Origin of the sequence: Amycolatopsis sp. ATCC 39116, from assembly GCF_000231075.2 — a bacterium.
In the GTDB taxonomy this organism is placed as follows: Bacteria; Actinomycetota; Actinomycetes; order Mycobacteriales; family Pseudonocardiaceae; genus Amycolatopsis_E; species Amycolatopsis_E tucumanensis.
In genome coordinates this window covers 127,504-138,638 of record NZ_AFWY03000008.1, presented here as the reverse complement: position 1 = coordinate 138,638, position 11,135 = coordinate 127,504, and the positions used below count along the sequence as shown (strand labels likewise).

General features: G+C 72.5%; 9 protein-coding genes. 3 read left to right on the top strand and 6 right to left on the bottom strand.

Annotated elements, in window-relative coordinates:
• Nucleotides 1-47 precede the first annotated feature (47 nt).
• Nucleotides 48-1,496: an amidase gene (locus AMY39116_RS0312315; RefSeq protein ID WP_020417963.1), complete on the bottom strand. Its 1,449-nt coding sequence runs from the start codon at nucleotides 1,494-1,496 to the stop codon at nucleotides 48-50.
• 116 nt (nucleotides 1,497-1,612) lie between these two features.
• On the opposite strand from AMY39116_RS0312315, the gene AMY39116_RS0312310 reads away from it, so the two are divergent.
• Genes AMY39116_RS0312310 through AMY39116_RS0312300 form a run of 3 tightly spaced genes read left to right on the top strand, consistent with a single transcriptional unit; the run spans nucleotide 1,613 to nucleotide 3,805 of the window.
• Nucleotides 1,613-2,071, top strand: coding sequence for a MarR family winged helix-turn-helix transcriptional regulator (locus AMY39116_RS0312310; protein ID WP_020417962.1), 459 nt, complete (start codon nucleotides 1,613-1,615; stop codon nucleotides 2,069-2,071).
• Nucleotides 2,072-2,090: 19 nt separating this feature from the next.
• Nucleotides 2,091-3,479, top strand: a complete 1,389-nt coding sequence (locus tag AMY39116_RS0312305; protein WP_020417961.1) for an MFS transporter — start codon at nucleotides 2,091-2,093, stop codon at nucleotides 3,477-3,479.
• Between the two features lie 32 nt (nucleotides 3,480-3,511).
• Nucleotides 3,512-3,805, top strand: a complete 294-nt coding sequence (locus AMY39116_RS0312300) for a DUF1330 domain-containing protein (protein ID WP_020417960.1) — start codon at nucleotides 3,512-3,514, stop codon at nucleotides 3,803-3,805.
• 7 nt (nucleotides 3,806-3,812) lie between these two features.
• On the opposite strand, the gene AMY39116_RS0312295 is transcribed toward AMY39116_RS0312300, so the two are convergent.
• From AMY39116_RS0312295 to AMY39116_RS0312275, 5 genes are all read right to left on the bottom strand, one after another.
• Nucleotides 3,813-4,139, bottom strand: coding sequence for a YciI family protein (locus AMY39116_RS0312295; RefSeq protein WP_020417959.1), 327 nt, complete (start codon nucleotides 4,137-4,139; stop codon nucleotides 3,813-3,815).
• 23 nt (nucleotides 4,140-4,162) lie between these two features.
• On the bottom strand, nucleotides 4,163-4,609 hold the full coding sequence (locus tag AMY39116_RS0312290) for a pyridoxamine 5'-phosphate oxidase (protein WP_027935849.1): 447 nt from the start codon (nucleotides 4,607-4,609) through the stop codon (nucleotides 4,163-4,165).
• Between the two features lie 69 nt (nucleotides 4,610-4,678).
• Entirely contained in the window at nucleotides 4,679-5,668 is a 990-nt protein-coding gene (locus AMY39116_RS0312285) for a malate dehydrogenase (protein ID WP_020417957.1), read from the bottom strand.
• Nucleotides 5,665-7,827 carry an FUSC family protein gene (locus AMY39116_RS0312280; RefSeq protein WP_020417956.1) on the bottom strand — a complete coding sequence of 721 codons (2,163 nt, stop codon included), beginning with the start codon at nucleotides 7,825-7,827 and terminating at the stop codon, nucleotides 5,665-5,667. The genes AMY39116_RS0312285 and AMY39116_RS0312280 overlap by 4 nt, the downstream gene beginning before the upstream one ends.
• Nucleotides 7,824-10,919, bottom strand: a complete 3,096-nt coding sequence (locus AMY39116_RS0312275; RefSeq protein WP_020417955.1) for a GH92 family glycosyl hydrolase — start codon at nucleotides 10,917-10,919, stop codon at nucleotides 7,824-7,826. The genes AMY39116_RS0312280 and AMY39116_RS0312275 overlap by 4 nt, the downstream gene beginning before the upstream one ends.
• Nucleotides 10,920-11,135 lie beyond the last annotated feature (216 nt).

The following is an 11,135-nucleotide window of genomic DNA, read 5'->3' as shown; positions in this document are numbered from 1 at the left end:
GGCCCGCCCGCGCGCCTCGTCCGCGGCGGGCCCTCCGGTGGGGCGCCCTACCGCGGCGCCTGGAAGCCGCCGATCTCGTGCTCCAGCAGTTCGGCCAGGCGCAGCGGGGTGCGGTCCTCGAACATCGGGCCGATGAGCTGCACCCCCACCGGCAGGCCCTCGGGGGAGCGGCCGGCCGGGATCGCGGTCGCGGGCAGGCCGGGCATCGTCGCCACGCCGGCCCAGACGAGCTGGTCGAAGTACGGGTAGCCGGCGCCGTCGATGTCGATGCGGCGTTCCATCGGGTTCGGGCTGTGGTCGTGCGGGAACGCGGGCGTCGGCGTGATCGGGCAGACCACGGCGTCGAACTCGGCGAAGAACTGCCGCCAGCCGCGGCGGTGGAGTTCGCGGCGGTGGTTCGCGGCCAGCCAGTCGTGGTGGCTGAACACCATGGCGCGCAACCGCACGGCGTCGAGGCTGCCGTCGTCCGCGCTCAGCCCGGCCACGCGGGCCCGCAGTTGCTCGTCGTCGATGGGGAACCGCGCGACGGCGCCGGAGATCAGCAACTGCATGTAGAGCGTCGCGGCTTCGGCCAGGTCGGGCAGCAGCCCGCTGTGCCATTCGACGCGGGCGCCGCCGTCGGTGAGCGCGGCGGCCACCCGGTGCACGCCCGCCCGCACCGCGGCCCCGGTCGGGAGGAGCGGATGCTCGTCCAGCACCAGGACCCGGAAGTCGCTCAGCCGCTCGTGACGTGCGGGCGGCAGCGCCACCTGGTGCGCCTTGCCGGCCGTCAGCGGGTCCGGGCCGGCCATGACGTCGAGCAGGAGCGCGAGGTCGCGGGCGGTGCGGGCCATCGGACCGACGACGGCGAGGTCGAGGTCGACCGGCAAGGCCGGCCCCGGCGGCGCGACCATGCCGCGCGGCGCCGCCAGCCCGAGCGTCGGCTTGTGCGCGGAAATGCCGCAGAAGTGCGCGGGGGTGCGCAGCGAACCGGCGAGGTCGGAGCCGATGGACAACGCGCCGAACCCGCACGCCAGAGCCGCCGCCGATCCGCCGGAGGACCCGCCCGCCGTGCGGTCGTGGTCCCACGGGTTGCCGGTGGTGCCGTAGATCTCGTTGAAGGTCTGGATGTCCTGCAGCCCCAACGGCACGTTCGTCTTGCCCAGCACCACCGCGCCCGCGGCCTTGAGCCGCGAAACCTGCACCGCGTCCTCGGCGGGCCGGAACTCCCGGTGTTGCGGCATGCCCCAGGTCGTCGGCAACCCGGCCACGTCGTAGGACTCCTTGACCGTCACCGGAATCCCGAGCAGCGGCCGGTCCTCGCCGCGGGCGCGAGCCCGGTCCGCGGCGCGCGCGGCGGCTCGCGCGCGGTCGAAGTCCGGCACGCAGATCGCGTTGACCGCCTTGTCCTCGCGCTCGATGCGGTCGATGGCCTCGTCGGTCAGTTCCACTGAGGACACCGCACCGGCACGCAACGCGGCAGCCAGCTCCTCGGCCGGCTTCAAGCTCCACTCCATGAATCCGACGCTATCCGCGAGCCGGAGAGGGCACAAAATCCCTTCTCCCACAACGAAAAGGTGGGCTGGACGACAACTTACATAAACGATGTATATAAAGATGCTATGCTTCTGCCGTGAGCCGTCAAGACACCGCTCCCGGCGCGGCTGCCGCCATCGGGGCCGCCCTCTACGGCCTGGCCACCAGCGCCGTGAGACGCCTGCCCCGGGACATGAGCCTGACCTCCGCCGCCACCCTGGCCACCCTGGACCGGACCGGCCCACGGCGCATCACCGATCTGGCCGCGATCGAGGGCGTCACCCAGCCCGCGATGACCGCACTGGTCCGGGTGATGGAGGAGGCCGGCCTGGTCGAGCGACGGGGCGACGCGGCCGACAAGCGGGTCACGCTGGTGTGCCTGACCGAGGCCGGCGCCTCCTACGTCCGGACGCGGCGCCAGGCCGGCGTCAACGCGTTCGAGCGGTTGATCGGCGAGCTGACCGGCGAGGAGGTCGAGGCGCTGGTGGCGGCCCTTCCGGCGCTGAAGCACCTGGCAGAGCTCGAAAGCCGGGACCGCGAAGGGTCGAAAAAGTGACCGGGCAGGCGAGGTCGCGGTGAAGGCGTTCCCGGCGGCGCGTTCCGAGCCGCGGCTGCTGGTCCCCGCCCTGATGTTCATCGCTCTGGTCGTGGCGGCGGTCGGCAGCCTCGGGACACCGCTCATCACCAGCGTGGCGACCTCGTTCCACGTCTCGCTCGACAGCGCGCAGTGGACGCTGACCGTCGCGCTGCTCAGCGGCGCCGTCGCCACGCCCGTCCTGGGCCGGCTCGGAGCCGGCCCGCACCGGCGGGCCACGATCCTCGCCACGCTGGCGATCATCGTCGCCGGCAGCGCGCTCACCGTGCTGCCGCTGCCGTTCGCGTGCCTGCTGGCCGGGAGGGCGGCCCAGGGCGTCGGCCTCGGGCTCACGGCGCTGATGATGGGCGTGGCCCGGGACCACCTCCCCGAGGAGCGCGGCGCGGCCGTGATCGCCCTGATCTCGGTGGTCTCGATCATCGGGGCCGGCGTCGGCTACCCGCTGACCGCACTGCTCGCCGAACTCGGCGGGGTGCGGGCCGCCTACGGCCTCGGCCTGATCGTCACCGCCGCCGCACTCCTGACCGCGTGGCGCTCCATGCCCGAAGCCCCCGCGGGCCGCTCCGCCCGTCTGGACGTGGCGGGCACGATCGTCCTGGCCGCCGCGCTGCTCCTGGTGCTGTTCCTGGCAGGCGAACGGACCCTGTGGAGCCGCCACCTCGCCGTGGCGGCGGGACTCGCCGTCGTCGCGGTGGTGCTGCTCTGCGCCTGGGCCGTCGTCGAGCTGCGCAGCAGGACGCCCCTGGTGGATGTGCGGGCGGTGCGGCACCCGGCGGTCGCCGGGGCGAACCTCGCCATGTTCGTCGGCGGGATCGGCATGTACCTCCTGCTCACCCTCATCACCCGGTACGCGCAGACGCCGCCCGGCGCAGGCTACGGCTTCGGGCTGACGACCTTCGTCGCCGGGCTGGTCCTCATCCCGTTCTCGGTGCTGGGGTTCGTCGCAGGCAAGCTCACGCAGCGGCTGCGGACGCGGATCGCCGACCCCCTGCTCCTGGCCGGCAGCGCCGTCGTGATCGGCGGCGGGTTCGCCCTGTTCGCGACGGCCCGGTCGGACCTGGCCGAACTGTTCGCGGCGATGGGCGTGCTCGGTTTCGGCGTCGGCGGCTTCTCGGCCGCGATGCCCGGCGTCATCCTGGCCGTCACCCCCAAGAGCGAGACGTCGAGCGCCATGAGCTTCAACTACGTCGTCCGCAGCGTCGGCTACTCCCTGGGCAGCGCCCTCGGCGGCCTCGTCCTCGCCGCGGGCACCGGCCCCGGCCTCCTCTTCCCCGACGACAGCGCTTACACCACCGCGGCGCTGATCGGCATCGGCGCCATGGCGATCACGACGCTGACCAGCCTCGCGCTCGCCCGCCGACGCTCATAAGTCAGAGCACCCATCACAACACTGGAGGTTCCATGCCCAAGGGCTACTGGGTCAGCGTCTACCGCACCATCTCCGACCCCGAAAAGCTGGCTGCCTACAACAAACTGGCCAGTCCGGCCGTCCGGGCCGCGGGCGGGCGGCCCCTCATCCTCGGCGGCCGGGTCGTCGCGCACGACGCCGGGATCGCCGAGCGCACCGTCCTGGTCGAGTTCGACAGCTTCGAGCAGGCCGTCGCGGCGCGCGAGAGCGCGGCCTACCAGGAGGCGCTGGCCGTCCTCGCCGACGGCGTCGAGCGCGACTTCCGCATCGTCGAGGGCATCGACTAGCCGGAGGTCAGCCCTGGAGCGGCCACACCTCGACCACCCCGTGCGCCACCGCGCACGGGGTCCCGGCCACCATCCGCGTGGCCTCCTCCAGCGTGTCGGCCTCGATGATCGCGAACCCGGCGACCGGCAGGTCCGACCGCAGGAACGGGCCCGGCGTCACCTGGGTGCCGGCCGCGTCGTGATTGCGCACCTGCACCGGCTCGCCCGCGATCCCCATCTCGACCGCGGCGGCGCGCAACCGGGAGTCGTGCTCGTGGGCGGCCGTCCGCACCTCCTCGGCAGTCCGCTCGTAGCCCGCGCTGTCCCCGTAGCCGATGGTGATGAACTTCCCCATCGGGGCAAGGTAGCGCCGCCCGGTCAGCCGAGCCAGTGCCCGTCGCGCATGAGGGTGCGTCCCGGCAGCTCGTTGGCCTCCCGCCAGGCCTGCACCCGCGTCGGCCGGATCCGGAAGTACTGGTACGGCTGGGTCTCCGCACGCGGGTCGAACCCGGTCCGCGCGGCGAACGCCTCGCACGCCGCCGCGTCCGGCTCGACCGGCTCGGCGACGCCGTCGACGAGGACGACGTCCCGCGTCGGGCCGAGGCCCAGGCGCACCCGGCCGTCGGCCAGCAGGTTCCGGCTGGTGAGCGAGTCACGCGGGGTGGCGACGAGCAACGCGGCGCCGTCCCACAGGTAGGACAGCGGGATCAGGTGCACGCGCGCCTCACCGGAAGACGCCACCCACAGGTCGACGTCGGCCTCCAGCCGGGCGCGGGTGTCGCGCAGCCGCTCGGCGAGCCCGCGCGGCGGATCGATCGCAGTCATGATCACCACGCTGACGCCGGAGGGCCGGCCCCCGTCAGGGAACCGGCCCTCCGCGCACCACCAGGAAAATCAGATGAGACCGAGCTTCTTCACGGCCTCGCGCTCCTCGGCCAGCTCGTTGACCGACGCGTCGATGCGGCCGTGGGAGAACTCGTTGATCTCCAGGCCCTGGACGATCTCGTACTTGCCGTCCTTGCAGACGACCGGGAAGGAGGAGATCAGGCCCTCCGGCACACCGTAGGAACCGTCGGACGGCACGGCCATCGAGGTCCAGTCACCCTCGGGGGTGCCGTTGACCCAGTTGTAGATGTGGTCGATGGCGGCGTTGGCGGCCGACGCGGCCGACGACGCGCCACGGGCCTCGATGATCTCCGCGCCGCGCTTGGCCACGCGCGGGATGAACTCCTCGGCCAGCCACTTCTCGTCGTTGACGGCCTCGGCGGCGTTCTTGCCGGCGACCTCGGCGTGGAAGATGTCCGGGTACTGGCTGGCGGAGTGGTTGCCCCAGATCGTCAGCTTCTTGATCTCGCTGACCGGCGCGTTCAGCTTCTTCGCCAGCTGGGCGACGGCGCGGTTGTGGTCCAGGCGGGTCATGGCGGTGAACCGCTCGGCCGGGACGTCGGGCGCGTGCGACTGCGCGATGAGGGCGTTGGTGTTGGCGGGGTTGCCGACCACCAGGACGCGGATGTCGTCGGCGGCGCCGGCGTTGATCGCCTCACCCTGCGGCTTGAAGATGCCGCCGTTGGCCTCCAGCAGGTCGGCCCGCTCCATGCCCTTGGTGCGCGGGCGCGCGCCCACCAGCAGCGCCACGTTGGCGCCGGCGAAAGCCTGCTTCGCGTCGTCGAAGATGTCGATGCCCGCGAGCAGCGGGAACGCGCCGTCCTCCAGCTCGAGCGCCGTGCCCTCGGCCGCCTTGACCGCCTGCGGGATCTCCAGCAGCCGCAGCTTCACCGGCGTGTCCGGGCCGAGCAGCTGACCGGACGCGATGCGGAACAGCAGCGCGTAGCCGATCTGGCCGGCGGCGCCGGTTACGGTGACGTTGACGGGGGCTTGGGTCATTGCGTACTCCTGCGGACGGAATCTTGGCTTGTGCTGGTGACCCTATCGCCCTCTGCCTGCGCTGACGTGGTGCGTCGCCTCACGTTCTGCTGAACCGATCGAGTCGAATCGGCCACCGGCACCTCGAACGCCCTGCCCAGCGCGACGATCCCGGCCTCCAGGCGGCCCAGGCTGGTGAGCACGGAGCGTGCCTGGGCGTCGTCCGTCTCACGGGTCTCCGGCGCGGCGGTGTTGCGCACCAGCTTCCCGCGCTCGTCGCCGTCGAGGGCGTCACGCAGCACGTCGACGTTGCGGCTGATCCGCTCGATCACCGCGGTCAGCCGGTCGTCGGCGGGCAGCAGGCCCGGTTCGGAGCGGGCCGCGATCTGCCGCGCCCGGAACGCCAGCCGTTCCAGCGTGCTCATCACGTACCAGCCGTAGTCGCGGCGGCTGGCGAGGCTGATCGGGTGGGTCAACGGCTCGATCGTGGTGCGCACCTTCTCCACCGAGCGGTCCAGCTCGCGCGAGAGTTCGATCACGTTCACGTTCTCCCGCCCGGACAGCAGCGCCTCCGCGCCGGCCAGGAACTCGCACAGGTCCGTCAGCGCGTCGTCGATGTCGGACACCATCACGGTGCGGGTGCGCACCGGCACCACCAGGACCGCCGCGATCAGGCCCGCGGCCGCGCCGATCGCGGTCTCGGCCACCCGCACCCACAGCACCTCGACGCTGAACGTGCCGAGCAGGCTGTAGAGCAGGCCCAGCATGCAGGTGATGAAGAAGGCCATCAGCAGCTGCGACACCCGCGCCACGTACACCAGGCAGAACACGCACACCAGGATCAGCACCACCGTGGCGACCGTGTTGCCGGTGACCATCAGCGCCAGCAGCATCCCGCCGAAGATCCCGCCCAGGGTGCCGGTGACGCGGCGGAACCCCTTCACGAACGTCGCGCCCGCGGTGCTGGTGTTGAGGAACACCACGAACACCGTCAGCACCGCCCAGTACCAGCGGGAGTCGGAGATGAACTCGCCACCGAGCACCGCGAGCCCGCCGCCGACCATCGCCTGGATCGCGCTGCGGGTGCGGTTGTCGTAGGCGAGGACCTTCTTGGGCTCCTCTTCGGTCTCCTCCTCGGGCAGTTCGGTCTCGGCCGAGTAGTCCTTCTCGGCGACGCGCTGCGCGTTGACGTCGGCCAGCGCCAGCTCGGCGATCGCGCGGCGCACCTCGTCGCCGGGTTCGGTGCGCTCGGCGAGCCGGCTGCCGGCGACCAGCATCTTGCTGAACTCCTCGGTGTCGCTGATCACCGGCAGGTCGCGGGGATCGCGCTCGATCAGGGAGTCCAGCCGCAGCAGGCTCGCGATCAGGTCGTCGCGGACCGCCTCCGGCAGCGCGCCCTCCTCCGCGGCGCGGCGCACGGTGATCGCGAGCCACTGGCAGGCCAGCTCCACGGCGAGCAGGCGGCGGCGCAGCAGCTGCGTGCCGGTCTCGTCGAACAGGTCGCCGATGGTGTCCTCGATCATCAGGACGGCCTCGTGCAGGCGGGTGTCGGCCTTGCGCAGCTGGTTGATCCGCCACTCGCTGCCGCCGCTGGCCAGGCACGCGGCCGCGGCCCGCACCACGGCGCTGATCCGGGCGCGGAACGCGCGGCGGGCCCGCAGCAGCTCGCCCTCCGGGCGCCGCCGCAGCACCGCGAACCGCATCACGGCGTTCGCGGCGAGCCCGATCGCCAGGGCGAGGATGTATTCGGGCAGCTGGCGCGGGTGGATCGCGAGGAACATCGCGAAGAAGAACATGAAGAACGACAGCGCGCCCATCGCGGTGCCGCGCGGCGCGAACCGCTGCGCGTAGACCGCGAGGAAGATCAGCAGCACGAACAGCACGCTGTCCAGCGGGGGAGCGGTGGCGCCGAACGCGGCGACGGTGAGCGAGGCCGACCCGCACAGCATGACCAGCACGAGCGTGATCGCCTGGTCCTTCGGCGTCTTGTCGTTGACGCTGAACGCCGAGTTCATCGCCGCGATGCTGGCCACCATGATCGTCGGGATCGGGCGGCCGAGCAGGAGCAGCACCAGGATCGACAACACGATCCCGCCCACCGCGATCCCGGCCAGCCGCAACCGCACCAGCCCCGGATCGGCGGCGACCAGCCGGTCCTGGGCCACCTTCCACACCCTCATGCACGGCCCCCGAGCAGTTCCCATTCGGTCAGCGCGGTCCGCCGCCCGGTCGCCGCGGTGATCCGCAGCCGGTAGGCACGGTACGTGCCGGGCTCGGCGATGGAGAACGGGCGGGTCTGCCGCCGCCACCGGAACCGCTCGCCGCGACGCTCGTCCAGCCGCACCCACGACTCCCCGTCGGTGGTGCCTTCCAGCACCCAGTCGCGCGGGTCGCCGCCGCGGGCGGCGGAGGTCAGGGTGTAGAGCTCGACCCGCGCCGGTTCGCCGACGGTGCACTCGATCACCGGGGTGCGCGAGCCGAACGTGACTTGCGTGGCGGTGGTGTCGGCGAACAGCGGGGTCACGTCGGTGCCGTCGTCGCAGCTGCCGGCGCCGGTGACGTCGGCCAGCGGCTGCGCGCCCAGTGACGGCGGTGGATCACCCCAGCCGGTGGGGGTGTCCGTGACGTCGAACTCCAGGTGGCCGGCGGTGACCAGGTCGGCGTGGGGCAGCCAGGTCGAGTGGTGCGGCTTGCCGTCGATCGTCACGCCCCGCACGTAGGGCCCGCGGCCGGGGGCACTGATCGTCACCGTCCGCCCGTTCTCCAGGCGCAGCCGGGCCCGCTCGAACAGCGGCGCGGTCAGCACGTAACCCGGGTTGCCCGGCGCCAGCGGGTACAGGCCCAGCGCGGCGAGCACGTACCAGGCGGACATCTCGCCGTTGTCCTCGTCGCCCGGGTAGCCCTGCCCGATCTCGCTGCCCAGGTAGCAGCGGGTCAGCACCTCCCGGACGATCGCCTGCGTCTTGGCCGCGGCGCCGGCGTGGCAGTACATCCACGGGATGTGGTGGCTGGGCTGGTTCGAGTGCCCGTACTGGCCGAGCCGGACGTCCCGTGCCTCGGTCATCTCGTGGATGATCCCGCCGTAGGACCCCGGGACGCGGCCCGTCTCCGGGGTGGCGAAGAAGGTGTCCAGTTTGGACTCCAGCCCCGCGGGGCCGCCGAGCAGCGCGGCCAGGCCGGCGCCGTCGTGCGGCACGGAGAACACGGTGTTCCAGGCGTTGGTCTCGGGCTGGTCGAAGCCCCACCGGGCCGGGTCGTGGTGCTCCGGCGCCCAGCGCCACCGGCCGTCGTGGTGACGGCCCTGGAAGAACCCGGTGGCCGGGTCGAAGTGGTTGACGTACTGCGCGGCGCGCTGCCGGAAGTAGCGGGCGTCGTCGGTGTGCCCCAGCTCCTCGGCGAGCGCGGCGAGGCCGAAGTCGTTGAGGCAGCCCTCCAGCGCCCAGGACAGGCCCTCGTGCGTGGTCAGCGGCGTGAAGCCGAGGAAGATCGACTCCCGCAGGCCCTGCCGCCCGACGCCGCGGCCGGGCGGGGTGACGGTCGCGTTGCGCAGCGCGGCGTCGTAGGCGGCGTGCACGTCGAAGTTCCGCACGCCTCTGCGGTAGGCGTCGGCGAAGGCGACGTCGGAGCTGGTGCCGGTCATCAGGTTCGCGTAGCCGGGGGAGGACCAGCGCGCGATCCAGCCGCCCTCGCGGAACTGCTGCACGAACCCCTCGATCAGCTCCCCGCAGCGTCGCGGCGCCAGCAACGCGAGCGCGGGCCACACCGTGCGGTAGGTGTCCCAGAAGCCGTGGTTGACCGACATCGGGCCGTCCACGACCTTCGCCCCGGTCCGGGTGCGGGTGCTCGGCCACCAGCGGCGCCGCACCGGGCTGGCGTGCCGGACTCCGCGCGGGGTCTGTTCGTGGGCCGAGTTCGGGTACAGGAACAGCCGGTACAGGCCGGAGTAGAAGGTGGTCAGCTCGTCCGGGGTGGCGCCGTCGATCTCGACCCGGCCGAGCACCTCCTGCCACGCCGCCCGCGCCCGCTCGCGGACCTGCTCGAAGGTGGTGCCTGCCGGGATCTCCTGCTCGAGGTTGCGGCGCGCCTGCTCCAGGCTGATCAGGGAGGTCGCGATCCGCAGCTCGACCTTCGGTGTGTCGAAGGACAGGTAGCCGGTGTTGGGCCAGCGCAGGCGGCGGCCGCCTGTGGCCGCCCGGTCGAAGGTGCCGTACACGAACATCCGGCGCGCGCCGACGGACAGGCGGCTGCGTGCCCACGTGTGCCCGGTGACCACCCCGCGCGCCGGGTCGACGCGCAGGCCGCCGCGCCGGTTGACGTTGTCGAACAGCACCCACCCGCCCTCGCCGGGGAAGCTGAAGCGGATGAGCGCGGCGTGGTCGGTGGGTGCGAGATCGACGGTGATGCCGTTGTCGAAGCGCACCCCGTAGTGGTGCGGCCGGTCGGTTTCGTTGTCGTGGGAGAACGCCAGTGCCCGCGCCTTCCGGTCCGCGGTGACCGGACCGATTCCCGGCAGGAATTGGAAGGGGTGCCGGTCGCCCATCCACGGGCTCGGCTGGTGGCTGACCGCGAAGGCCTGCAGCTCGGGCCGGTTCTGTGCGTTGTTGCGCCGGTGGTACTCGTACAGCCAGTCGAGTGACCCGGCGTCGGTCACCGGGGTCCAGAAGTTGAAGCCGTGCGGCATCGCGGTGGCCGGGAAGGTGTTGCCGCGGGAGAACTCGTTGCTGGAGTGGGTGCCGCGCGTGGTGCGCACCCAGTCGACCGGGTCCCGCGGGCCTTCGGGTGGCGCGTCGGCGATCGCGACGTCGTCGACCCAGCCCGACACCGGCTCACCCGGCGACGGCTCGGCGAGCAGCACGACGGCCCGAGCCCGGCGGCCCGCGGCCTCGCCGAGGGGGTGGTGCACGAGGTTCCACTGGTCGAGGTAGAGGGTCTTGGACTCGCCCGCGTCGAGCGCCGACCCCCCGATCAGGGTGCCGTCGTCCAGCTCGACGGCCAGTGCGACGAAGGTGCTGCGCCAGCTCGGCCCGGCATCGGACTCCGGGAACACCACATAGGACAGTCGAGTGTCCGCGCCGATCGCGAAGTCCACTTCGAACAGCACCTGACGAGCGGGTTGGTCCGCCGTGTAGCGGGCGGCGCGCACCCCCGTGAACCCCACGCCGGGCTTGGCCGCGGGCGCCCGCCCCGGCCCGGAGCCGACGGTCACGACCGCGCCGCAGATGGGCCGCGGATCACCGTCCTCGAACGAGGAGAAGAAGTGGGTCCGGGTCACGTCGCCTACCGTAACCGGCCGCCACGCTCCCTTCCCGCCGAGCAGTTCCAAGCTGGACAATCCGGGCACGTCGGTGGAGCAGGCGCGGCAGTCACGTGCCGCCGAGCGGGGCCGGCCGGGCGGGCGTCCGCGGTGGCGCCGATCCACCAGTGGCGGCGCCCCGCCGGCGCGACAATCACTTGGCACCACCCGCCCCAGCATCTTCTGCCGAGCACC